This window comes from Caulobacter sp. FWC2 (genome assembly GCF_002742625.1).
In the GTDB taxonomy this organism is placed as follows: domain Bacteria; phylum Pseudomonadota; class Alphaproteobacteria; order Caulobacterales; family Caulobacteraceae; genus Caulobacter.
Genome location: NZ_PEBF01000001.1, coordinates 900722 through 923122, shown reverse-complemented (window position 1 = coordinate 923122; position 22401 = coordinate 900722). Strand labels below are relative to the sequence as shown.

The 22401-nt window shown below is 69.4% G+C and carries 20 protein-coding genes; 10 read left to right on the top strand and 10 right to left on the bottom strand.

Going from position 1 to position 22401, the window contains the following annotated elements; translation table 11 throughout:
* Positions 1–35 precede the first annotated feature (35 nt).
* Both bfr and CSW62_RS04360 read right to left on the bottom strand, forming a co-directional pair.
* Positions 36–515 carry a bacterioferritin gene (bfr, locus tag CSW62_RS04365; RefSeq protein ID WP_099575958.1) on the bottom strand — a complete coding sequence of 160 codons (480 nt, stop codon included), beginning with the start codon at positions 513–515 and terminating at the stop codon, positions 36–38.
* Between the two features lie 135 nt (positions 516–650).
* Entirely contained in the window at positions 651–836 is a 186-nt protein-coding gene (locus tag CSW62_RS04360) for a bacterioferritin-associated ferredoxin (RefSeq protein WP_099575957.1), read from the bottom strand.
* A gap of 257 nt (positions 837–1093) precedes the next feature.
* Between CSW62_RS04360 and thiE the strand changes: the two genes are divergently transcribed.
* The 3 genes from thiE (at position 1094) to CSW62_RS04345 (ending at position 3235) form a co-directional block, all read left to right on the top strand.
* The gene (gene thiE / locus CSW62_RS04355; protein ID WP_099575956.1) at positions 1094–1753 is read left to right on the top strand and encodes a thiamine phosphate synthase; all 660 of its coding nucleotides are present in this window, start codon (positions 1094–1096) and stop codon (positions 1751–1753) included.
* A gap of 87 nt (positions 1754–1840) precedes the next feature.
* Positions 1841–2248: a hypothetical protein gene (locus tag CSW62_RS04350; protein WP_099575955.1), complete on the top strand. Its 408-nt coding sequence runs from the start codon at positions 1841–1843 to the stop codon at positions 2246–2248.
* A 186-nt stretch (positions 2249–2434) separates the two neighbouring features.
* On the top strand, positions 2435–3235 hold the full coding sequence (locus CSW62_RS04345) for an inositol monophosphatase family protein (RefSeq protein ID WP_199170513.1): 801 nt from the start codon (positions 2435–2437) through the stop codon (positions 3233–3235).
* A gap of 86 nt (positions 3236–3321) precedes the next feature.
* Here the strand turns inward: CSW62_RS04345 and carB are convergent, their stop codons facing one another.
* The 3 genes from carB to CSW62_RS04325 all read right to left on the bottom strand — a co-directional run bounded on the left by carB (position 3322) and on the right by CSW62_RS04325 (position 8536).
* Positions 3322–6615, bottom strand: a complete 3294-nt coding sequence (gene carB / locus CSW62_RS04340) for a carbamoyl-phosphate synthase large subunit (protein ID WP_099575953.1) — start codon at positions 6613–6615, stop codon at positions 3322–3324.
* 218 nt (positions 6616–6833) lie between these two features.
* Positions 6834–8048 (bottom strand): patatin-like phospholipase family protein, encoded by a 1215-nt coding sequence (locus CSW62_RS04335; protein ID WP_099575952.1) that lies wholly within the window; start codon positions 8046–8048, stop codon positions 6834–6836.
* A 278-nt stretch (positions 8049–8326) separates the two neighbouring features.
* On the bottom strand, positions 8327–8536 hold the full coding sequence (locus CSW62_RS04325) for a cold-shock protein (protein WP_099575950.1): 210 nt from the start codon (positions 8534–8536) through the stop codon (positions 8327–8329).
* 282 nt (positions 8537–8818) lie between these two features.
* Between CSW62_RS04325 and CSW62_RS04320 the strand changes: the two genes are divergently transcribed.
* Complete coding sequence (locus CSW62_RS04320) at positions 8819–9028, top strand: hypothetical protein (RefSeq protein ID WP_099575949.1); 210 nt, start codon at positions 8819–8821, stop codon at positions 9026–9028.
* 304 nt (positions 9029–9332) lie between these two features.
* Here the strand turns inward: CSW62_RS04320 and CSW62_RS04305 are convergent, their stop codons facing one another.
* Positions 9333–11114: an SLC13 family permease gene (locus CSW62_RS04305; RefSeq protein WP_099575948.1), complete on the bottom strand. Its 1782-nt coding sequence runs from the start codon at positions 11112–11114 to the stop codon at positions 9333–9335.
* Between the two features lie 204 nt (positions 11115–11318).
* Positions 11319–11936 carry a CDP-diacylglycerol--glycerol-3-phosphate 3-phosphatidyltransferase gene (pgsA, locus tag CSW62_RS04300; RefSeq protein WP_099582169.1) on the bottom strand — a complete coding sequence of 206 codons (618 nt, stop codon included), beginning with the start codon at positions 11934–11936 and terminating at the stop codon, positions 11319–11321.
* A 233-nt stretch (positions 11937–12169) separates the two neighbouring features.
* Here pgsA and CSW62_RS04295 point away from each other — a divergent pair, with 233 nt between their 5' ends.
* The 3 genes from CSW62_RS04295 to CSW62_RS04285 all read left to right on the top strand — a co-directional run bounded on the left by CSW62_RS04295 (position 12170) and on the right by CSW62_RS04285 (position 14970).
* Positions 12170–13855, top strand: coding sequence for a sensor histidine kinase (locus CSW62_RS04295; RefSeq protein WP_099575947.1), 1686 nt, complete (start codon positions 12170–12172; stop codon positions 13853–13855).
* 296 nt (positions 13856–14151) lie between these two features.
* On the top strand, positions 14152–14397 hold the full coding sequence (locus CSW62_RS04290) for a hypothetical protein (RefSeq protein WP_099575946.1): 246 nt from the start codon (positions 14152–14154) through the stop codon (positions 14395–14397).
* 126 nt (positions 14398–14523) lie between these two features.
* Complete coding sequence (locus tag CSW62_RS04285; RefSeq protein ID WP_099575945.1) at positions 14524–14970, top strand: hypothetical protein; 447 nt, start codon at positions 14524–14526, stop codon at positions 14968–14970.
* A gap of 7 nt (positions 14971–14977) precedes the next feature.
* Here CSW62_RS04285 and CSW62_RS04280 read toward each other — a convergent pair whose 3' ends face one another.
* Together CSW62_RS04280 and CSW62_RS04275 are read right to left on the bottom strand one after the other, a co-directional pair.
* Entirely contained in the window at positions 14978–15370 is a 393-nt protein-coding gene (locus CSW62_RS04280; protein ID WP_143324328.1) for a hypothetical protein, read from the bottom strand.
* Positions 15371–15512: 142 nt separating this feature from the next.
* Positions 15513–16151: an arylesterase gene (locus tag CSW62_RS04275; protein ID WP_099575943.1), complete on the bottom strand. Its 639-nt coding sequence runs from the start codon at positions 16149–16151 to the stop codon at positions 15513–15515.
* Positions 16152–16208: 57 nt separating this feature from the next.
* Between CSW62_RS04275 and CSW62_RS04270 the strand changes: the two genes are divergently transcribed.
* Together CSW62_RS04270 and CSW62_RS04265 are read left to right on the top strand one after the other, a co-directional pair.
* Positions 16209–16886 (top strand): ABC transporter ATP-binding protein, encoded by a 678-nt coding sequence (locus CSW62_RS04270; protein ID WP_099575942.1) that lies wholly within the window; start codon positions 16209–16211, stop codon positions 16884–16886.
* A 2-nt stretch (positions 16887–16888) separates the two neighbouring features.
* Complete coding sequence (locus CSW62_RS04265) at positions 16889–19402, top strand: ABC transporter permease (protein WP_099575941.1); 2514 nt, start codon at positions 16889–16891, stop codon at positions 19400–19402.
* 8 nt (positions 19403–19410) lie between these two features.
* Here CSW62_RS04265 and CSW62_RS04260 read toward each other — a convergent pair whose 3' ends face one another.
* Positions 19411–21618 (bottom strand): methyl-accepting chemotaxis protein, encoded by a 2208-nt coding sequence (locus tag CSW62_RS04260; RefSeq protein ID WP_099575940.1) that lies wholly within the window; start codon positions 21616–21618, stop codon positions 19411–19413.
* A 110-nt stretch (positions 21619–21728) separates the two neighbouring features.
* Between CSW62_RS04260 and CSW62_RS04255 the strand changes: the two genes are divergently transcribed.
* Complete coding sequence (locus tag CSW62_RS04255; protein ID WP_099575939.1) at positions 21729–22391, top strand: glutathione S-transferase family protein; 663 nt, start codon at positions 21729–21731, stop codon at positions 22389–22391.
* Positions 22392–22401: the final 10 nt, after the last annotated feature.

Sequence of the window (22401 nt, the reverse complement as noted above, 5' to 3'; positions counted from 1 at the left end):
CGATTGTCGTCGCAGACCCGAAGGCGAACAGCGACTTAGGCCGGCAGTTCGCCGACCGCCGACTGCAGGTAGTTCTGCTCGCCCAGCGCCTTGACCAGGCCCAGCTGCATCTCGAGGAAGTCGATATGCTCCTCGGTGTCGCTGAGGATCTCGCGCAGCAGCTCGCGGCTGACATAGTCGCGGGCCTGTTCGCACTGGATGATGCCGGGGATCAGGGTCTCGCGGCCGCCGACCTCCACGGCCAGATCGCTGGCCAGGCATTCGGGCACGGTCTCGCCGATCTTCAGCTTGTGCAGGTCCTGGAGGTTCGGGAGCCCTTCCAGGAACAGGATGCGGTTGATCAGCTTGTCGGCGTGCTTCATCTCGCCGATCGATTCGTCGTAGGTGATCTTGCCGAGGCGCTTGAAGCCCCAGTTGTCGTACATCCGCGCGTGCAGGAAGTACTGGTTGACCGCCGTCAGCTCGTTGGTGAGCACCGCGTTGAGCAGTCGGATGATGCCGGGATCGCCCTGCATGGCGGCCTCCTTGAGAGTCACGTGTTCGGGCGGAACCTGGGGCAAGCCGAAAGGGGCTTCAACCTGAATGTGTGCGAGTGTCTCGCGCTCTCACAGAAATCCGCGCGAGCGCTGATTTTGCTCCCGCTTCGGAGGTTATTCCGCAGCGAAAGCCAGGGCTTCGCGATTGTCCTGGATCATCTGGCGCATCTCGCAGACGCACTTGGCGCACTGGGCCTGGCAGCCCTTGTGACGGAAGATATCCGCCGGGCGCGTCGCGCCAGCGTCGATGGCGGCGCGCACTTCGCGCTCGCGGATGCCGTTACAATTGCAGACGTACAAGACAGAACGCCCTACCCGATTGAGTGTCATTCTCAATTAGCGACTCTCAGAGCCTTTTGCAACTGACTCTCACTCTGGCTAGCAGCGGCGCGGCGTCGCGGGGCAGCGCCCCCTCCGTCTCGCCGCTTCGCGTCGATCCACCTCCCCCGTTTCACGGGTGAGGAGACGCTGTTCCTCCTCCCTTGCGAAGCGGGGGAGGTGGCGCGATGCGGATACGCATCGTGACGGAGGGGGCGCTCGTGCTATGTCCCCCCGCTATGACCGCCGCCTGCCGCCTTTACCTGATCACCCCGCCCGCCCTGACCGACCTCGCCGGCTTCGGCCGCCAGCTGGCCAAGGCCCTGGACGGCGGCGATGTCGCCGCCCTGCAGATCCGCCTGAAAGACGCCCCGGACGACGTGATCGCCGCCGCCGTCGAGGCCCTGGCCCCGATCGCCCTGGCCCACGACGTCGCCGTGATCCTCAACGACCGCCCCGACCTCGCCGCTCGCCTACCGGTCGACGGCGTCCATGTCGGCCAGTCGGACATGGCCCTGAAGGACGCGCGCAAGCTGATGGGCCAGCGGATGGTCGGCGTCACCTGCCACGACAGCCGCCACCTGGCCATGGAGGCGTCGGAGGGCGGCGCCGACTACGTCGCCTTCGGGGCTTTCTTCCCGACCACGACCAAGGACGCCCCCACCATCGCCGAGCCGGAGATCCTGACCATCTGGCAGGAGACGATGGAGATCCCATGCGTGGCCATCGGCGGCATCACCGCAGCCAACGCCGCGCCCCTGGCCACGGCCGGCGCGGACTTCCTGGCCGTCTCGGCCGGGGTCTGGGCCTATCCCGAAGGTCCCGACGCGGCCGTCGCCGCGCTGAACGCCGCCATCGCCGAGGGCTTGAGCGCCAGATCGGCCGCCACCGGCGAATAAGGCGAAATAACGGCGTTCCCTTGTGACGCGCCGCACAACGGCATAGCTTCCCCCGCAGCGAACAACGATAAACGGGGGAGGACGCTCATGAAGCGACTCAAGTTGTGTTTGCTTAGCGTAACGGTCCTGGCGCTTGCCACGGCTGCGACTACCGAGACCTGGAAGCAGGCGCCGGGAGACACCAAGTCCTATTACGACGCGGACTTCACCCGCGTGGACCAGGCCACCGGGCTGATCGTGACCCGCGTCGCCGAGGGCAAGCCCAACGGCCCCTACAAGAACTGGCCCGCCAGCAAGGGTCCGATCCTGGTCTTCGCGCTGGACTGCGCTGTCGACAAGTGGATGGACCTGGGCATGGACTTCGACGGCTCCAAGGGCCTGCCCAAGGGCTGGCGCAAGGAAGCCAAGATCGAAGACATCTCCGGCGCCGTCGGCAAGGCCGGCAAGCTGCTCTGCGAGACCAAGGACACCCTGCCGAAGGTGGAGCTGCCTTAAGCGATCCATCGCTTGTCATCCCGGGCGGAGCGCAGCGTCGACCCGGGATGACAGCTTCGGCTCCCATCTTGCCATCGCGCCTGTGGACGACTAGGTTCCGCGCCCGTTCTTTCACACCGTCGACCTACCGCTCCGCCGCCGGACCTTCCGGCGGGCGTCGACGGCATTCCATGAGGATTACACGCCTTGGCTACGCCTTCCGCCCTTCTGAACGTCATGATCGACGCGGCCCGGAAGGCCGCCCGCGGCCTGGCCCGCGACTTCGGTGAAGTCACGGAACTGCAGGTCTCCAAGAAGGGCGCGGCCGACTTCGTCACCAATGCCGACCTCAAGGCCGAACAGACCCTGTTCGAGATCCTGACCAAGGCCCGCCCGGGCTACGGCTTCCTGGGCGAAGAGCGCGGCATGATCGAGGGCACCGACAAGACCCACACCTGGATCGTCGACCCGCTGGACGGCACTACCAACTTCATGCACGCCATCCCGCACTTCGCGGTCAACATCGCCCTGCAGCGCGAGGGCGAAGGCGTCGTGGCCGGCGTGACCTACAACCCGATCACCAACGACCTGTTCTGGGTCGAAAAGGGCAAGGGCGCGTTCCTGGGCGCCGAGAAGCGCCTCCGCGTCGCCGCCCGCCGGAACCTGGACGAAAGCGTCCTGGCCACGGGCGTGCCGTTCGCCGGCAAGCCGGGCCACGGCCAGTTCCTGAAGGAGCTGCACCAGGTCAGCCAGAAGGTCGCCGGCGTCCGTCGCTTCGGCGCCGCCGCCCTGGATCTGGCCTGGGTCGCCGCCGGTCGCTTCGACGGCTATTGGGAGCGCAACCTCAATGCGTGGGACGTCGCCGCCGGCGTGCTGATGGTCCAGGAGTCAGGCGGCAAGGTCACCACGATCGACGACAACGACCACGACGTGGTCGCCGGCAAGTCGATCCTGGCCAGCAACCAGGACCTCTATCCGCTGATCCTTGAGCGTCTGCGGGCGGCCTAAGGCCTCCCCCTCGTCTCGCCACCCGGAGCGCGTCGCCCCCGGAAACACAAAGGCCCTCTCCCGCTAAGGAAGAGGGCCTTTCAGCGTCAAGCGTAGCTCTGCAGCGGGCGCACGTCCAAGACCTCTTCAGGCGCCACGGCGATGGCTTGCGCCGCCGCCAGGGCCCCGGCCGAGGTCGTGTAGTACGGCACCTTCATCATCAGCGCGGTGCGGCGGATGTCGAAGCTGTCTTCCAGGGCCTGCTTGCCCTCGGTGGTGTTGAACACCAGCTGGACGCCGCCGTTCTTCATCACGTCGACGATGTTGGGACGGCCTTCCAGGACCTTCTTCACGTGGTCGACCTTGACGCCCTGGGTCGCCAGATAGGCGCGCGTGCCCTCGGTCGACAGCACCGTGAAGCCGGCCGCTTGCAGCAGCTTCACCGGCTCGACGATCCAGGGCTTGTCGCTTTCCTTGACCGAGACGAAGGCCGTGCCCTTGCGCGGCAGCTTCACGCCGCCGCCCAGCTGGCTCTTGGCGAAGGCGCGGGCGAAGGCGGGGGCCATGTCGGCCTCGCCCTCACGCTTCCAGTCCAGGCCCATGACCTCGCCGGTCGAGCGCATTTCCGGGCCCAGCACCGTGTCGACGCCGGCGAAGCGGGCGAACGGGAAGACCGCTTCCTTGACCGCGATGTGGTCGTACGGTTTGTCGACCAGGCCGAAGCTGGCCAGCGTCTCGCCGGCCATGATCTTGGCGGCGATGGCGGCGACCGGCTGGCCGATGGTCTTGGCCACGAACGGCACGGTGCGCGAGGCGCGCGGGTTCACTTCCAGCACATAGATGCGCGGATTGGCCGAGTGCGGCTCCTCGATGGCGAACTGCACGTTCATCAGGCCACGGACGTTCAGCGCCAGGGCCATCTGCACCGTCTGGCGCTTCAGCTCCTCGATGGTCTCGGCCTTCAGCGAGAAGGGCGGCATCGAGCAGGCGCTGTCGCCCGAGTGGACGCCGGCTTCCTCGATGTGCTCCAGCACGCCGGCCACGAACACGTCCTTGCCGTCGCACAGGGCGTCGACGTCGACCTCGGTGGCGCGGCTCAGATAGTGGTCCAGCAGGATCGGGTGCTCGAACGAGATCTCACCGGTGTTGGCGATGTAGCGTTCCAGGTGCTCGTGATCGCGGATGATCTCCATGCCCCGGCCGCCCAGCACGTAGGACGGACGCATCACGAACGGGAAGCCGATCTCCTCGCCAGCGGCGCGGGCCTCGTCCCAGGTGCGGGCGATGGCGTTTTCCGGCTGGGCGATGTTCAGGCCGTTCAGCAGCTGCTGGAAGCGTTCGCGATCCTCGGCCAGGTCGATGGCGTCCGGGCTGGTGCCCAGGATCGGGATGCCGGCCTCTTCCAGCGCATGGGCCAGCTTCAGCGGGGTCTGGCCGCCGAACTGGACGATGACGCCGGCCAGCGTGCCCTTGCTCATCTCGACGTGGAGCAGCTCCAGCACGTCCTCGGCCGTCAGCGGCTCGAAGTAGAGGCGGTCTGAGGTGTCGTAGTCGGTCGAGACGGTCTCGGGGTTGCAGTTGACCATGATCGACTCGATGCCGATGGCGTCGAGCGCGAAGGCCGCGTGGCAGCAGCAGTAGTCGAACTCGATGCCCTGGCCGATCCGGTTGGGACCACCGCCCAGGATCACCGCCTTCTTGCGGTCGGACGGATCGCTCTCGCACTCGGGGATCTGGCCCAGGGCGCCGGTCTCATAGGTCGAGTACATGTAGGGCGTACTGGCCAGGAACTCGCCGGCGCAGCTGTCGATGCGCTTGAAGACCGGGCGGACGCTCAGCTCCTGGCGCAGGCTGCGCACGGCGCTCTCGGTCTGACCGGTCAGCTTGGCCAGGCGGGCGTCGGAGAAGCCTTGGGCCTTCAGGGCGCGGAAGCCGGCGGCGTCCTTGGGCAGGCCGCCGGCGCGGACCCAGCCTTCCTGGCGGATCAGCTCGGCGATCTGGCGCAGGAACCACGGCTCGTAGGAACAGGCGGCGTTGACCTCGTCCACGGTCAGGCCGTGGCGGAAGGCCTGGGCGATGACGCGCAGGCGGTCGGGGGTGGGCGTGCCCAGGGCGCGGATCACCGCGGCCTTGCCGGTGTCGGGATCGTCGGCGCCGTGGATCTCGACTTCATCGAAGCCCGACAGGCCGGTCTCCAGGCCGCGCAGGGCCTTCTGGACGCTTTCCTTGAAGGTGCGGCCGATGGCCATGACCTCGCCGACCGACTTCATGGCCGTGGTCAGCAGGGGCTCCGAACCCGGATACTTCTCGAAGGCGAAGCGCGGGATCTTGGTGACGACGTAGTCGATGCTGGGCTCGAACGAGGCCGGGGTCGCACCGCCGGTGATGTCGTTCTTCAGCTCATCCAGGGTGTAGCCGACGGCCAGGCGGGCGGCGACCTTGGCGATCGGGAAACCGGTGGCCTTCGAGGCCAGGGCGGACGAGCGCGACACGCGCGGGTTCATCTCGATGACAACCATGCGGCCGTCAGCCGGGTTCAGGGCGAACTGGACGTTCGAGCCGCCGGTCTCGACGCCGATCTCGCGCAGCACGGCGATCGAGGCCGCGCGCATCCACTGATATTCCTTGTCCGTCAGGGTCAGGGCCGGGGCGACGGTGATCGAGTCGCCGGTGTGGACGCCCATCGGGTCGATGTTCTCGATCGAGCAGACGATGATGCAGTTGTCCGCCGTGTCGCGGACCACTTCCATCTCGTATTCCTTCCAGCCCAGAACGCTCTCTTCGATCAGGACTTCGGTGGTCGGCGACAGGTCCAGGCCCCGTTCGACGATCTCCTCGAACTCCTCGACATTATAGGCGATGCCGCCGCCGGTGCCGGCCAGGGTGAACGACGGACGGATGATCGCCGGCAGGCCGACGAAGGCCAGGCCTTCGCGGGCCTCGTCCATGTTGTGGGCGGCCTTGGACTTGGGGCTCTCGAGACCCAGCTTGTCCATGGCGTCGCGGAACTTCTGGCGGTCCTCGGCCTTGTCGATGACCTCGGCCTTGGCGCCGATCATCTCGACGCCGTACTTGGCGAGCGTGCCGTCGGCTTCCAGGGCCAGGGCGGTGTTCAGAGCGGTCTGGCCGCCCATGGTCGGGAGAAGCGCGTCGGGGCGCTCCTTCTCGATGATCTTGGCGACCATCTCCGGGGTGATCGGCTCGATATAGGTCGCGTCCGCCACGTCCGGATCGGTCATGATCGTGGCCGGGTTCGAATTGACCAGGATGATGCGATAGCCCTCGGCGCGCAGCGCCTTGCAGGCCTGGACGCCCGAATAGTCAAACTCACAGGCCTGACCGATGACGATCGGGCCCGCGCCGATGATCAGGATCGAGGAAAGGTCTGTTCTCTTGGGCATGGCTAACTCGCGCAAAGACACGGTCGCGCACATCCGCGCGCCCGCTGTCGACCATCTTGCAGGTTAAGCCGCCCGTTTAGAGACGGAGTCGGTCCCGCGCAACCCCGGAACTTAGGCATGAAGCCTGACGGGTTCCCAGCGAACGGGGTTCGCGCCATTTCGTCCCCGTCGGCGGCCGCGCGGAGCGACGGGCGCGAGGCCAAGGAGCGCGTCTCGGATCAGCCCACAGGACGAGACGGCGCAAGGCGCGCCGCCCCTGACGGCGCGGCGGCGACGGGAGCGGTCGGCGTCGCGGCCTCGGGGATCGCCGGTTCGGTCCAGGCGACATCCATCTCGGCCCGCCGGCGGCCCAGCTCGAACAGGGTCAGGCGATTGTCGGCGCTGAAATCCAGGCCCGAGGTGTCGACCGCCGCGTCGTCGGGAATGGCCGCATAGACCAGCCCGCCGCCGTTGCGCCGGGCGAAGGCGGCGCTGGCGGTCAGATGGGTGCGCAGCAGGGCCTTGCTCATGGTCAGCCACGAGCGGCCGACCACCGACAGGGTGCCGCCCTTGGTGAAGCCGAAGGCGCCGCCGACCTTGCCGTTGACGATCACCCGGATCCGTCCCGGCCGCGCCTCGCCGGTCTTGGGCGCGGTCCACAGCAACAGCGACTCCGGGGCCACGAAGAACGGGATCGTCACGCTGCCGTCGACATGCATCTCCGACAGCCGCCGGCCCTTGCCCTCGACCTGGATCAGGGTCGGCGGAAAGACGCCGGGGATGCTGGCCGAGGCCACCAGCACGTCCTGGAACAGCTTCAGCGAGGCCTCGTCGCCACGCGCGGCGATGGCCCCCATGTCCCAGATCACCGTCTCCTCGGTGTCGAGATTGGTGGTGGCGATCAGCAGGCGCCGGCCCTTGGCCTGCTCCATGGTGATCGCGTAGAGCATCGGCGGGTCCACATATTTCTCCACCAGGCCGCGCAGCGCCTTGGTGTCGTAGAAGCCCGGCCGGAACAGCAGGTCGATGCCTCGCCGCTCCAGGATCTTGGCGGCGGCCCCGCTGGTATAGGCCTCGGTCAGGCGACGGTCCCAGTCGGGACCCAGGAAGGCGAAGGGCGCGGTCAGGGCGCCGGTCGAGACGCCAGTGACGATGTCGAATTCGGGTCGCTGGCCGGTCTTGGTCCAGCCCACCAGCACGCCGGCCCCGTAGGCCCCGTTCGAGCCGCCGCCCGAAATGGCCAGGACGTCGAAGGTCTTCTGATGGGCGCGACGCGTGCGGGCGGCGTCGGCGAAGCGGATGCTGGCGTCGGCGTCGCTGGCGTTGAAGCGGATGTCGGCCAGCCCCTGCGGCGCCTCGCCCGCCAGGTCGTTGACCGTGAACCGGTCGCGCGGCAGCGAACCGCAGGCGGCCAGGGTCAGCACGGCGAAGAGAAGGGCGAGAAGCCTGGCCATCGGAGATTGGAAAGCTGCACAGCGGGGCGGCGTCAAGGGGGCTCAAGCGCGAGCGCCCCCTCCGTCACGTCGCCTATCGGCGCCGCGCCACCTCCCCCGCAAGCGGGGCAGGAGGAGTACAGCTGCTTCTCCTCACCCGTGAAACGGGGGAGGTGGCGCGATGCGAATACGTATCGCGACGGAGGGGGCGCTGACTCCAGCCAATCCCCAAACGAAAACAGGCCAGCGCAAGCGCTGGCCTGTTCCGTTGAACCCGTGGGTCCGACTGCGAGGGTCGATTAGACCGCTTGCAGTTGGCCGGCCGAGGTCTTGCCGCTGCGGCGGTCGACTTCCGGCTCGAACGAGATCTTCTGACCTTCGTTCAGCGAGCCGAGGCCCGCACGTTCGACGGCCGAGATGTGCACGAAGATGTCCGCGCCGCCGTTGTCCGGCTGAATGAAGCCAAAGCCCTTGGTGGAATTGAACCACTTCACGGTGCCAGTAGCCATGGTGAGTATCCTTGTAGACAAGTGTGTTCGTCGGCCGAAAACGTCCCGATCGACGATCAAATTTCGTTGGAAGTTCGGAAGGCGCGTCCGGCGCTCCACCACGGGAGCAAGGAATAGCAGGCCGAGCGGCAGCGAATTCGATAGCTCATGATCGGCGATTTTATTTCAGAAATCAAGGCCGGAATTTCCGGTCTACTTAACGGGAATCCCGGACCCCAGTTGGGCTTCAAGCGTTGCCTCGTCAGGCGGGCCCTACCGTTCGCCCGACCTCCGGAGCTTGGCATGACCCTGATCGAGAAGATTCCCACCCTCAGCGACACCGAGCTCAAGACCCTGCTGTCCAACGCCCGGCGGCTGGACGTCACCGGCACCCCCGCCCAGCGCCGCCAGGTGGCCGAGGTGATGACGCCGCTGGAGCGCGAGGACTCGCGCAGGCGCGCCGCCCGCTCCAAGACCGCCATCAGCGCGAAATCGGCCTTGCGGGACTCGTAATTGCAATTCATTCTCAAGAACATCATCGCGAGGAGACGACGATGGTTCTGCGGGAGACAGGCGCCAGCTGGCTGGCGTCGATGATGCGGGCCGAGCGGGAGCCGGAAGAGCGGTTAGCGCCGCTGGACGGGACGCCCGAGCCTGAGAGGCATGAGGCGCTGGAACAGTGGATGCTCCCCCGCGATGCGGGGGAGCTGTCACGGAGTGACTGAGGGGGCTAATGCGGCCTCGATCCAGCTAGCCCCCTCCGGCCCTCTGGGCCACCTCCCCCGCATCGCGGGGGAGGAGAGTCTTTCCCCGCGCCCTACGTCGCGAACGGCCAGATCCAGGCGATCAGCCACGGCGCGATCAGCAGGATCAGGACGGTCAGCGGCGCGCCCAGCCGGGCGTAGTCGCCGAACCGGTAGCCGCCCGGCCCCAGGACCAGGGTGTTGCACTGGTGGCCGACCGGCGTGAGGAAGTCGCAGCCCGCCCCGACCGCCACGGCCATCAGGAACGGGTCGGGCGACAGGCCCAGGCGCTGGGCCACGCCCATGCCGATCGGGGCGGCGATCAGCACCGTGGCGGCGTTGTTCAGGAACGGCGTAGCAGCCATGGCCACGGCCATCATCGCCGTCAGGGTGGCGATCGGCGGCAGGCCGTGGAAGGCGCCCGACAGCCAGGCCGAGATCAGGTCGGCGCCGCCGGTCTTCTGCACCGTGTCGCTGACCGGGATCAGGGCCGCGACCAGCACCAGCACCGGCGCCTCGAGGGCGGCATAGGCCTCGCGCATCCGCAAGGCGCCGACGGCCACCACCAGCACCGCCGCGCCGAAGAAGCCGGCCGCGACGGGGACGACGCCCGTGGCCACTAGGGCCATGGCCACCGCCAGGATCGCCACCGGCATCACCGCGTGCCGCACCCCGCCCAGGCGCACCTCGCGCTCGGCGAGCGGCAGAAGACCCAGGGCCTGCAAGGCGCCCGGCAGCGACTGCTCGGCGCCCTGCAGCACCAGGATGTCGCCGGCCTTCAGGCGGATAGTCGCCAGGCGGCCGGCCATGCGGTGGCCGCTTCGCGACACGCCCAGCAGGTTGACGCCGTGGGTGTGGCTGAGCGTGACGCTGCGGGCCGACTGGCCGATCAGGTCGCTCTCCCCACCGATCACCGCCTCGACCACGCGGACCTCCTCGGTCGGTTCGTTCATGGCAACCGGCCGATCGGCGTCGCGCAGACGCAGCTTGGCCGCGACGATCAGCTGGTTCAGCTCCTGCTGCTCGCCTTCCAGCAGCAGGACGTCGCCGGCAAGGATCTTTTGGTTGGCGTGCGGGGACTCGATGCGCTTGCGTCCGCGCAGGATGGCGACCACGAAGACCGCGCCCTCGGCGGCCTTCTTCAGGGCGCCGACGCTGCCGGCGTGGAAGCTCCAACCCTCGGGGACCTCGACCTCGGTGACATAGGCGCTGGCCGCCAGGGCCGCGTCCACGTCGATAGCCGCCTTGCGGTCGCGCGGCAGCAGCCGGTAGGCGAAGGTCAGATAGGCGATGGCGATGACCGTCAGTATGCCGCCGACCGGGAAGAAGTCGAACATCCGGAACGGCTGGCCCAGGGCCTCCTGGCGCACCTCCGAGACGATGATGTTGGGTGAGGTGCCGACCAGCACCGCCAGCCCGCCGACCAGCGAGCCGAAGCTCATCGGCATCAGCAGGCGTCCGGGCGACACGCCGGTGCGGCGGGCGATCTGCAAGGCGCTGGGCATCATCAGGGCCAGGGCGCCGACGTTCTTGGTGGCCATCGACAGCACCGCCGTCGTCCCGGCCAGCACGGGCACCTGGGTGCGCTCGTCCTTCAGCCTGGGCAGCAGAGGGGCCATGACCAGGTCGACGATCCCCGAGCGGGCGACGGCCGCGCTCAGCACCAAGGCGCTGGCGATGATGATGACGATGTCGTTGGCGAAGCCGTCGAAGGCGTCCTTCACCGGGATCAGGCCGATGGCCATGCCGACCGCCAGCGCGCCCAGGGCGATCAGGTCATAGCGCCACCGTCCCCAGACGAACGCGGCGATGGTGCCCGCGATCAGAGCGAACGCGAGGCCTTGGTGCAGTGTCACGTGTGGAGTTCCCCGAAGCTGTGCTTGGGGGGGAACGGGGCAAGGCCGAAGATGGTTCAGCGCCCCCTCCGTCTCGCTGCGTATTCGCAGCGATCCACCTCCCCCGTTTCACGGGTGAGGAGAAGACGCTCCCTCTCCTCCCCCGCCCGCGGGGGAGGTGGCGCGGCGCCGATAGGCGACGTGACGGAGGGGGCGCTTAGGCCCCTAGACCAGCGCCTTGCGCGCCGCTTCCCAGTATTGCGCGCCGGTGATCAGGGTCACCAGGGTCGCAAGCCACAGCAGGCCGTGGGCCACGATCGTGAAGCCGCCCATGACACTCGGCTCAGGCGGCAGGCCGAACGCGCCCCAGCTGGCCAGGATCAGCTCCGCGCCGATGGCCACCAGTTGCAAGGTCGTCTTCCACTTGGCCAGCAGGGTCACCGGCAGCTTGACGCCCTTGCCGGCGCCGACCTCGCGCAGGGCGCTGACCGCGAACTCGCGGAACAGGATCAGGCCGGCCGGCAGCACGACCATGGCGTTGGGGCCCAGGGCCATCAGGCCCAGCAGGGCGCCGCAGACCAGGATCTTGTCGCCGATCGGGTCGAGGATCGCGCCCCAGACGCTGACCGCGTCCAGCTTGCGCGCCAGCCAGCCGTCGAAGAAGTCGGTCACCGAGGCGACCACGAAGGCATAGAAGGCCCAGCGCTCCAGCCGCAGCTGGGCGTCCGCCGTCAGGGTCTCGCTCAGATACGGCACGGCCCCCGCCGCGGCCGCCAGGGCGACGAACATGAACAGCGCCATCACGAGGCGCGAGCCGGTCAGGATATTGGGCAGGTTCTTCATGGCGCTGTTCATAACGCACAAACCCCGCTCTGGGATACCGCCAGGCGCTAGAGCCTTCATGGGAAGGCTCTAGTCTTAAGGTCTTGAAGCGCGTCCGGGCGGCAAAACCGCTCACACTTTTGCCTGACGCGCTTTAACCGAGACCTCCGATTTTTGAGACGCCGGGCGCGACTCGCTTCGCTATACAGGTTCGAAGAGCGGCGAGGCGCTCGTCATGGCGGGCCGGCCCAGGCATGCAAGACCGGGATCAGCGAGGCTTCAGGCGTCGGCGTCGCGCCAGCTCGGTTCGCGGCCGGCTGGTGCTCCTGACCATCAGCCTGCTGGTTCCGGCCCTGCTGTCGATGGGTTTCCTGCTGGCCAGCGCCGACCGCGAGTCGCGCGGACAGCTCTACCAGCAGCTGGTCACCACCGCCCGGGCCCTGAGCGGCGCCGTCGACCGCCAGGCGGCGGTGGGCGTCTCGGTGGCCGAGACCCTGGCCACCGACCAGGCCCTGATCAACGGCGATTGGGCCGCCTTCCACGCCCGCGCCCTGCGCGCCACCGAGCGCCGCGCCGGCTGGATCGTGGTCGCCGACCAGAACGGCCAGCAGGTGGTCAACACGCTCAAGCCCTATGGCGCGTCCCTGCCCCGCATCAAGCGCACCCGCGAGGAGGCCGCCGCCTTCTCGGCCGGGCGCAGCAAGGTCTCGGACCTGCTGGACGGCCCCGTCGCCGGCAAGCCGGTGATCACGGTCGGGACGCCGATCGTGGTCAAGGGCAAGTTCTATGTCCTGTCCTACGTGGTCGACGCGGCCTCGTTCGCCTCGGTGTTCCGGCAGCAGCGGGTGCCCGACCGCTGGGTCGCCACCGTGCTGGACAACCACCGCCGGGTGATCGCCCGCTCACGGCGGAACGAGACCTTCACCGGCCGCCTGGCCTCCAAGGACATGGAGGAGAACCTCCGCCACTCGACCGAAGGCGTCAGCAAGAGCGTCTCCCTGGAAGGCGTGCCGACCAGGGTCGCCTATACCCGCTCGCCCCAGACCGGCTGGACGCTGGTGGTGGCCATCCCGCGCGAGGACCTGGCCAGCACGGTCAACCGCGCCGTGGCCCTGGGGACCGGGGTCTTCCTGCTGCTGCTGGTGCTGGGCGTCGCCCTGGCCCTGGTCTATTCGCGACGCATCAACCAGGAGATCCGACGCCTGGTGTCCGACGCCCGCGTCATCGGTCGCGGCGAGACCCTGCCGCCCGCCGATCCCGACAGCCTGGAAGAGATCGCCGCCGTCCACGCCGCCCTGCGCCAGGCCTCCCACGAGCTGAAGACCCGCGAAGAGCGCCAGGGGGTGATGATCAACGAGCTGAATCACCGGGTGAAGAACACCCTGGCCACGGTCCAGGCCCTGGCCCGCCAGACCTTCGCCAAGACCCCGAATTCCGCGGACGGAAGCGCGCCGCTCGAGGTGTTCACCGACCGGCTGATCGCGCTCTCGGGGGCCCATGACCTGCTGACCCGCACCGGCTGGCGCGAGGCCGACATGGCCGCCTTGATCGAGGCCAGCCTGGGCGCGCACGTCGAGCGTGTCGACCGTTCCGGCCCCGAGGTGGCCCTGGCCCCGCACACCGCCGTGGGCCTCTCCATGGTGTTCCACGAACTGGCCACCAACAGCGCCAAGTACGGCGCCCTGTCCGCAGCCAGCGGCCGGGTCGAGCTGACCTGGAAGCGCGATCCGGTCACCGACAACCTGCTCTTCACCTGGCGCGACGTCGGCGGCCCGCCCGTGACCCCGCCCACGCAATCGGGCTTCGGCACCCGCCTGATCGAAAGCTCGATCCGCCGCGAACAGAAGGGCCAGGCCAGGTTCGACTTCCGGCCGGAGGGGCTGGTGTTCGAGGCCAGCCTGCCCCTGCCGGAGCAGGTGCGTTGGAGCAATGCATTCTGAGTCGTGGGCGGAGGCGTCTGGCGTCCTTCTCCCCCTGCGGGAGAAGGTGTCAGCGGAGCTGACGGATGAGGGGTCGAAAGGCCTGTCCAGATAGCGCAGCGCGCCCCCTCACCCGACCGCCTCCGGCGGCCACCCTCTCCCGCAGGGGGAGAGGGAAAATCTCGGCGCTCGCTGCCTCGGAGCGGACCATCCCGCAGTCGGCTAGGGGGTGGGGAGCGGACCTTACCGCTTGAAGTTGATGTCCGTTCAACGGACAAGCTCGGGCCTAGCTTCTAGCTCGATACATGAGGTCAAGTATGAGTGACGTGACGCCGTCGGTGTGGACACAAGATCAGGCGACCGACGTGATGGCGAGCTGCGTCAAGGCTACGTGGGCAATCAACGAGATTATGAAAATCTGCGAGACACTCGCCGATCCGGCATCGAGGCGAACGGTCCGCGCCGCAACAGGTGAGATCGCCGGTCTTATTTTCACCGACCTGATGCTTCCGATTATCGACACCTATCCTGAACTTAAGCCGTCGTACCTGACAGACTGCTGAGCTACGTCCGACTTGGGTCGGGAGCGGAAATCAGGCCGCCGCCCGAAACCGGACATTGGAGCTTTGAAAGAGGGATTCTGGCCTCCGGCTACACACCCAGCCCACACTCCGCTAAACCCCGACCCCATGAGCTACACCGACGCCCAGATCGCCGCCCTGGCCGAGGGGCTGCTGGACCGCAGCCTGCCCAAGGATCAGTGGACCCACGCCGCGCACCTGACGGCCACCCTGCGCCTGGTCCGTCTGCGCGACGCGAACCTGGAGCGCGACTTGCCGTGGGTGATCCGCACCTACAATGTCGCGGTCGGCGGCCAGAATACCGACACGGCCGGCTATCACGAGACAATCACCCAGGCCTATCTGGCCGCGATCCGCGCCTTCGAGGCGGGCCTGCCGCCCGGCACGTCCGACGCCGAGGCCGTCGCCCTGCTGCTGGCCACGCCGCTGGGCGACAAGGACTGGCCGCTGACCCACTGGTCGCGCGCGCGGCTGTTCTCGGTCGAGGCCCGCCGCTGGTGGGTGGACCCCGATCTGAAGCCGCTGGCCCATCCACCCGCGCGACGGGACTTTTAGATACCGGCTACGGCTTGTCGTACGGGATGAAGGTCCCGAGCGTCACGCCGCCGTTGAAGCTGGGGCCCGCGCCGCGACCGCCGTTGTCCATGCCCAGCAGCGGGGCCTGGGCGCACAGGGTCGGCGAGCCTTGCGTCTGGAGTTGGATGCTCGAGCTCAGCGTCTCGGCGCCGACCGTGGGGGTGTTCACATAAAGCGTCTGGCTGCCGCGCAGGCGGTAGACGATGGCCGTGCCGGTGAAGATCTCGGTGGTGATGATCTTGCGCGTCTCGATGCAGTCGACCGGCGCGCCGGCGGTGCGCCCTTCGAGCAGCTTGGCCAGCTTTTCCGCGCCCTTGGCCGCGTTGTTGTCGGCGGCCTGCGCACTCGACGCCGCCAGCACCCCCAGAGCGGCCATCACGGCCCACGATCTCACCCGAATACCCAAGCCACGCTCTCCCATTGGCGTTCGTAGTACAAGCCCGGACGCTCAACCTTAAATAACCTCAAGTCAAGACGCCTCAATCCAGGCCTGAGGCGGTTTCAGGCCCGGGCGCGGGTTGTCACCGACCCTTCAGGGCCTTGGCCACGACCGGGGCCAGGGCCTCGCCGATCTTCTTGGCCCCGACGGCGTTGGGATGGATGCCGTCGCGCTGCAGCAGGGCCGAATGGCCACCCACCCCGGCCAGGATGTTGGCGTACAGAGGAACCCCGAACTCCCGCGCCAGGCTGGGATAGAGGGCGTTGAACTCGCGGGCGTAGGACGCCCCGATGGCCGGCGGCGCGCCGACGCCGACCAGCACCACGCCGATGCCGCGGCTCTTAAGCTTCTGGAGGACGCCGCGCAGATTGGCCTTGGTCCGGGCCGGCTCGACGCCTTGCAGCAGGTCGTTGCCGCCCAGCGCCACGACGCAGACCCGGGTGTCGGCCGCGACGCTGAAGCCGACCCGCGCCAGCCCGCCGCCGCTGGTGTCGCCCGAGACGCCGGCCGCCCGGACCACGGCCGACACGCCCAGCTTGCCCAGCGCCGCCTGCAGCTGGGCCGGCATGGCCTCGCGCGCCGGCAGGCCCAAGCCCGCCGTGATCGAGTCGCCCAAAACGGTGACGACTTGCGGCTTGGGCGCGGCGGCGGCGAGGGGCAATAGCCCCAAGCCCGTCAAAATGTGGCGACGGCTTGGAAAACGCTGTGCGGTCAGGGTCATGCCTTCCTATGTAGTCAGGCTGCCGGCCGAACAAGGACCGGCCTTGCGGGAAACACCATGACCGACGACGCCTCGCCTCTCGTTCTAGACGCCGTCGCCCTGACCCTGCCCTCCTCCGCCGGCCCCGTGAACATCCTGCGCGGCGTCGACCTGGTGGTGAACGCCGGCGAGCGCGTGGCCGTGGTCGGTCCGTCGGGCTCGGGCAAGTCGTCGCTGATCGCGGTCGGGGCCGGGCTGGAGGAGCCGACCGCCGGGACGGTGCGCCTGTTCGGCCAGGACCTGTCCAAGCTGAACGAGGACGGCCGGGCCCGCCTGCGGCGCGGCCGGGCGGCGCTGGTGTTCCAGTCCTTCCACCTGCTGCCCAACATGACCGCCGAGGAGAACGTCGCCACCCCGCTGGAGATCGCCGGGACCCGCGACGCCCTGCCCACCGCTCGCGACTGGCTGGGCCGCGTGGGCCTGTCCGGACGCCTGACCCACTATCCGCACCAGCTGTCGGGCGGCGAGCAGCAGCGCGTGGCCCTGGCCCGCGCCCTGGCCGCCCGTCCTGCCCTGCTGTTCGCCGATGAGCCGACCGGCAACCTGGACGGCGCGACCGCCGCCTCGGTCGCCGACCTGATGTTCAACCTGGTCGCCGAGGTCGGGGCCGCCTTGGTCATGGTCACCCACGACCCGAGTCTCGCCACCCGCGCCGACCGCATCGTGCGTATGGCCGACGGGCGCATCGCCTCGTGAACATGCCTCTCTCTTTCCGCCTCGCGGGTCGCGAGCTGCGCTCGGGCGTGCGCGGCTTCCGCATCTTCCTGGCCTGCCTGGCGCTGGGCGTGGCGGCCATCGCCGCCGCCGGCTCGACGGCCGAGGCCTTCCGCCAGGGCCTGGCCAGCCAGGCGCGCGAGATCCTGGGCGGAGACCTGTCGTTCTCGGTCGAGAACCGCGACTTCACCGACAAGGAGCGCGCCGCCTTCGACAAGCTGGGCGTCACGACCTACGCCGCCGTGGCCCGCGCCATGGCGCAAGCCCCCACCGGCGACCGCCGGCTGGTCAGCCTACGCGGCGTCGACGGGCGCTTCCCGCTGGCCGGGACGGTGACCCTGGAGGGCGCGCCGAACCTGGCCGCCGCCCTCGCCGACCGCGACGGCCTGCCCGGCGCGGCGGTCGAGCCGGCGCTGCTGGACCGCCTGCACCTGAAGATCGGCGACCGGTTCGAGGCCGGCCCGATGACTCTGGTCGTGCGCGCCCGTCTCGTCAGCGAGCCCGACGGCCTGTCGCGCGGCTTCTCGATGGCCCCGCGCGTGCTGATCCGTAGCGAGGTGCTGGAGCGCTCCGGCCTGCTCGCGCCGGGCGGCCTCACCAGTCGCACCGTCCGCGTGGCGCTGAAGCCCAGCGAGGATCCGCGCGCGATCGGCAAGGCCGTGCAGGCGGCGCTGCCGGACGCCCACCTGCGAGTCCGCGACCGCCTGGACAGCGCGCCGGGCGCGCGGAGGCTGATCGACCAACTGGAATACTTCCTGGGCTTCATCGGCCTGGCTTCGCTGGTGGCCGGCGGCCTGGGCGTGGCGGGCGCCGTATCGGCCTATCTATCGACCCGCGAGCCAGCCATCGCCGTGCTCAAGGCCCTGGGGGCAGAGAGCGGCCTGATCCGCGACCTGCACCTGATCCAGATCGGGGTGCTGGCCTTGCTGGGGGTCGCCATCGGCCTGGCGGTCGGGGCCGTCGCGCCCCTGGTGCTGGGCCAGCTGGCCGGCTCGAGCCTGCCGATCCCCGCCCTGTTCAAGGTCTATCCCTGGCCGCTGGCCAAGGCCGGACTGTTCGGGATCCTGGCGGCGGCGGCCTTCTCGCTGATCCCGCTGGCCCGCGCCCGGGTCACCCCGCCCTCGGCCCTGTTCCGCCGCGCGCCCAAGGCCCGCCTGCCGCTGGGCCTGGAGACGATCGGCGCGGTCGTCGCCGGCGCGGGCCTGGCCGCCCTTGCGGTCGCCACCGCCCCGACCCCGATGGCGGCGGCGATCATGATCGCCGGCGTCGCCGTCGCCTTCGGCCTGCTGACCGTTCTGGGCCGCTCGGCCGCGTGGCTGGCGGGCAAGGCGCGCGGCCTGACGCGCGGTCCCGTCAAGCTGGGCCTGGCCAATCTGGCGGGTCCCGGCTCGGCGGCGCGGACCGCCAGCCCGGCCATCGGCCTGGGCGTGGCGTTGCTGGCCTGCGTAGTGCTGATCCAGTCGGCGCTGCTGGCCCAGGTCAGCGACGTGGCCCCGCGCACCGCCCCGGCCATGGTCTTCACCGAGATCCCCGGCGACCGCGCCACCGCCTTCGACGCCGCCGTGGCCGGCGTGATCGGCCCGCTCCGCGAGGACGCCTATCTGCGGATGCCGTTCGCCACCGGCCGGATCATCGCCCTGAAGGGCAAGCCGGTCGACGTGAAGACCATCAATAGCTCTGAACGCTGGGCCTTCGACAACGACCTCAGCCTGTCGCTGCTGGCGAAGGAGCCCAAGAGCGCCGGCATCGTCTCCGGCCGCTGGTGGCCCGCGAACGACGCCGGGCCGCCCAAGGTCGCCCTCAGCGCCGAGATCGCCCAGGCGGCGGGCCTCAAGGTCGGCGACACCATCACCGTGCTGATGCTCGGCCGCGAGATCGAGGCCAAGGTCGCCGTGCTGCGCAAGATCGACTTCGGCGGCTTCGGCCCCAGCTTCAACCTGATCTTCAACCCCGCCACGCTGGAGGGCGCGGAGCTGCGCAGCGTCGCCATCGCCCGCCTCGACAGGACCAAGGAAGCCGCCCTGACCCGCAAGCTCGGCGAGGTGTTTCCGGGGGTCAACGTGATCAGCGTCCGCGAGCAGCTGGACGCGGCGGCGGCCCTGTTCGACCGCCTGGCGCTCGCCGTGCGCGGCGCGGCGGCGGTCGCGGGCCTGGCGGGCCTGCTGGTGCTGGCCGGGGCTATCGCCGCCGGGGCCAGGGCTCGGGCCCGCGAGGCCGCGACGCTGAAGGTGCTGGGCGCCACGCGCGGCCAGATCCTGGTCGCCTATGTCATCGAATATGGCGCGGTGGGCCTGATCGCGGGCGCGGCCGGCGTGGCCTTCGGCTTCGCCGCCGCCTGGCCGGTGGTGGTCAAGGTGTTCCAGGCCAGCTGGAGCGTCGACTGGAGCGGCGTGCTGGCGCTGCTGTTCGGCGCAACAGGCCTGGCGACCCTGGGCGGACTGATCGCGGCCAGCCTGGCGCTGTCACAACGTCCCGCGCCGGTGCTGCGCGGGGATTGAGCGGCGCTCTAGGCGACCTGGCGAGCGCCGCCACGGCCCAGGCGGAAGCGGCCGACCAGTTCCATCAACCGCGCGCCTTGGCCCGCCAGCGCCGCGTCGGCGACGCGGGCCTGGTCGACCATGGCCAGGTTCTCTTGCGTGAAGCGCTCTATCGCCGCGACCTCGGCATTGACCGAGGTCAGGTCCTGGGCCTGCTCGCGCACGGACGACGCGATGCGGGTGGCGGCCGCGTCGATGCCGGCCATGCGCCCCGCGACGCCGTGCAGGGCCGCGCCGGTGCGCTCGACCTGCGCCACGCCCGCCTCGACCCGCGTGTTGGACTGTACGATCAGGCCCTTGATCTGCCTGGCTGAGTCCGCCGAGCGCTGGGCCAGGGCCCGGACCTCCTGGGCCACCACCGCGAAGCCGCGACCGGCCTCGCCCGCGCGCGCGGCCTCGACGCCGGCGTTCAGCGCCAGCAGGTTGGTCTGGAAGGCGATCTCGTCGATCAGGCCGACAATGTCGCCGATCTGGCGCGAGGAGGCGTCGATCTCGCCCATGGTGCGGGCGGCCTCGGCGACCACGCCGCCGCCCTCGTCGGCCTCGCCCCGCGCCGAGGCGACCAGGCGGCGGGTTTCGTCCGCTCCGGCGGCGGCCTCGCCCATGGCCCCGGTCACCGCGTTCAGCGAGCCGGAGGCCCGCTCCAGCCCCTGGGCCTGGCGCTCGGTGCGGTGAGCCAGTTCGGTGGAGGAGCGGCTGAGGGTGTCGCTGGCCGCGCCGATGGCGTCGGCGGCCTGGGCGATCTCGCCGATGGCCTGCTCCAGGCTCTGAACGGCGGTGTTGAAGTCGGCGCGCAGCGGCTCATAGACCGGCGCGAACGGGCCGGCGATGCGGCGGGACAAATCGCCCTCGGCCACGGCGGCCAGGGCCTCGCCGACCTGACGGACTACGTCGGTCTGCTCGTCGATCGACATCGTCAAGGCGGCGGCGCGGTCGCGGTCGGCGTCGGCGGCGCGGCGCAGGGCGTCCTGCTGGTCGCGCAGGGCCTGAGCCTTGGCCAGCTCGGCGCGCAGGGTCTCAAGGGCGCGGGCGATGGCCCCGATCTCGTCGGCGCGATCGGTCTCGGCCACGGGCTGGTCATAGCGGTGCTCGGCCAGCTCGCCCACCGAGGCGCGAAGGCCCAGGAGCGGCTTGGCGATCAGCTTGCGCGAGGCGATGGCCAGCACCGACAGCGCGGCGGCCAGCAGCACCAAGCCGCCGATCGCCAGGCCCAGGGCCAGTTTGCGGGCGGGGGCCAGCAGGGCCGCCTCGCTGACATCGGCCACCACCGCCCAGGTCGCGCCCGAGGCCAGCCTGACCGGGGCCACCAGGCGCTGGGCCTTGTGGCCGTTCAGCTTGACGCCCTGGATCAGGGCCGGCTTGCCGTCGGCCATCACCTGCTTGACCACGTCGAGACCAGGATCGGCATAGGCCTTCATCCGCAAGGCCGCGTCGGGGTGGCTGACCCACAGGCCGGCCGGCGAGACCAGCATGGCGCGGCCGTCGTCGAAGGGCTTCAGGGCGTTCAGGCGGCTGGCGATGTCGCCCAGGGCAAGGTCGGCGCCCATGACGCCCACGGTCTTGCCGCCCGCGACCACCGGATAGGTGATCGAGGTCATCAGCACCTGCTTCTGCTGGCCGCCGTCGGCGACATTGTCGGAATAGGGCTCAAGGATCGCCGGCTTGCCGCTGGTGAAGCTGGTGGTGAAGAAGGCCTCGTTGAACTCGCCATCTTCACCTTGTTCAGCCGTCAGGGTTTCGCCGTCGCGCACCCAGTAGCCGATGAAGCGGCCCCGCGGGGTCGAGCCCAGCTCGGCCTTGCCCGACACGGCGGCGTCGTCGCCCAGGGCGTTGGGCTCGAACATCAGCCAGCCGCCCAGCATCCCCTTGGACGCGATGGCCATGGGCTTCAGCTGGGCCATGTAGACGGCGCGGTCGCGCTGGCCGGCGGCGTAGGTGGCCGAGAACAGGCCGGCGGCGGCGCGCACCACCGCATCGGCGTCGTCGAGGTCGTTCTTGACCCCCATGGCGGTTTCGCTGGTCAGGCTGGCGGCGTAGCGCTCGGCCAGGGTCCGCACGGCCTGGCCGCTGCTGACGCTGATCAACAGCGAGGCGACCAGCAGCAGCACGCCCAGGGCGGCGCCGCCCGCGGCCATCAGCTTCCCCGCCAAAGACAACCGCTTGAACGCTCCGGTCATCCTACGCACCCCCGACTCGACTAGGGCGAGAGAAGAAGAGCTAAACCTTGCCGAACGCTGAACAGGCGACCATCGTTCGCATCAAGTTATCCAAATGAGGAAAACGCCCGATGCTCGTCGTCCATCACCTCAACAATTCGCGCAGCCAGCGCGTGCTCTGGCTGCTCGAGGAGCTGGGCGTTCCCTACGAGGTCAAGCGCTATGAGCGCGACGCCAAGACCATGTTGGCGCCGCCGGAGCTGAAGGCGATCCACCCGCTGGGCAAGTCTCCAGTGATCACCGAGGGCGGCAAGGTCATCGCCGAGACCGGGGCGATCGTGGAGTACATCATCGAGACCTACGGCCAGGGGCGGATGATCCCGGCCGCCGGCAGTCCTGAGCGCCTGCGCTATACTTACTGGCTGCACTATGCCGAGGGCTCGGCCATGACGCCCCTGCTGCTGAAGCTGGTCTTCACCGCCCTGCCCGACCGCGCGCCGGGCCTGCTGAAGGGCCTGGTCAGGTCGATCGCCAGCAGGGCCCAGCAGGGCTTCGTCGACCCGCAGCTGAAGGCCCATGTCGACTACTGGGAGGCCGAGCTGACCAAGACCCCGTGGTTTGCGGGCGCCGAGTTCACCGCCGCCGACATCATGATGAGCTTCCCTCTGGAAGCCGGCGCCGCCCGCGCCGGCGCGGACACCCGTCCCCACGTGAAGGCCTTCCTGACCAAGATCCACGCCCGCCCCGCCTATCAACGCGCGCTGCAGAAGGGCGGGCCCTACGCCTACGCGTGAGGCGCCGCTG

Excerpts from the sequence above, each read along its gene's own strand:
- CSW62_RS04290 (WP_099575946.1), top strand. The coding sequence starts at position 14,152 with ATGAGTGACGTGACGCCGTCGGTGTGGACACAAGATCAGGCGACCGAC.
- CSW62_RS04325 (WP_099575950.1), bottom strand. The coding sequence starts at position 8,536 with ATGGCTACTGGCACCGTGAAGTGGTTCAATTCCACCAAGGGCTTTGGC.
- CSW62_RS04265 (WP_099575941.1), top strand. The coding sequence starts at position 16,889 with ATGCCTCTCTCTTTCCGCCTCGCGGGTCGCGAGCTGCGCTCGGGCGTG.
- CSW62_RS04285 (WP_099575945.1), top strand. The coding sequence starts at position 14,524 with ATGAGCTACACCGACGCCCAGATCGCCGCCCTGGCCGAGGGGCTGCTG.
- CSW62_RS04295 (WP_099575947.1), top strand. The coding sequence starts at position 12,170 with ATGCAAGACCGGGATCAGCGAGGCTTCAGGCGTCGGCGTCGCGCCAGC.
- CSW62_RS04275 (WP_099575943.1), bottom strand. The coding sequence starts at position 16,151 with ATGACCCTGACCGCACAGCGTTTTCCAAGCCGTCGCCACATTTTGACG.
- CSW62_RS04255 (WP_099575939.1), top strand. The coding sequence starts at position 21,729 with ATGCTCGTCGTCCATCACCTCAACAATTCGCGCAGCCAGCGCGTGCTC.
- CSW62_RS04320 (WP_099575949.1), top strand. The coding sequence starts at position 8,819 with ATGACCCTGATCGAGAAGATTCCCACCCTCAGCGACACCGAGCTCAAG.
- thiE (WP_099575956.1), top strand. The coding sequence starts at position 1,094 with ATGACCGCCGCCTGCCGCCTTTACCTGATCACCCCGCCCGCCCTGACC.
- CSW62_RS04350 (WP_099575955.1), top strand. The coding sequence starts at position 1,841 with ATGAAGCGACTCAAGTTGTGTTTGCTTAGCGTAACGGTCCTGGCGCTT.
- bfr (WP_099575958.1), bottom strand. The coding sequence starts at position 515 with ATGCAGGGCGATCCCGGCATCATCCGACTGCTCAACGCGGTGCTCACC.
- CSW62_RS04270 (WP_099575942.1), top strand. The coding sequence starts at position 16,209 with ATGACCGACGACGCCTCGCCTCTCGTTCTAGACGCCGTCGCCCTGACC.
- pgsA (WP_099582169.1), bottom strand. The coding sequence starts at position 11,936 with ATGAAGAACCTGCCCAATATCCTGACCGGCTCGCGCCTCGTGATGGCG.
- CSW62_RS04260 (WP_099575940.1), bottom strand. The coding sequence starts at position 21,618 with ATGACCGGAGCGTTCAAGCGGTTGTCTTTGGCGGGGAAGCTGATGGCC.
- carB (WP_099575953.1), bottom strand. The coding sequence starts at position 6,615 with ATGCCCAAGAGAACAGACCTTTCCTCGATCCTGATCATCGGCGCGGGC.
- CSW62_RS04335 (WP_099575952.1), bottom strand. The coding sequence starts at position 8,048 with ATGGCCAGGCTTCTCGCCCTTCTCTTCGCCGTGCTGACCCTGGCCGCC.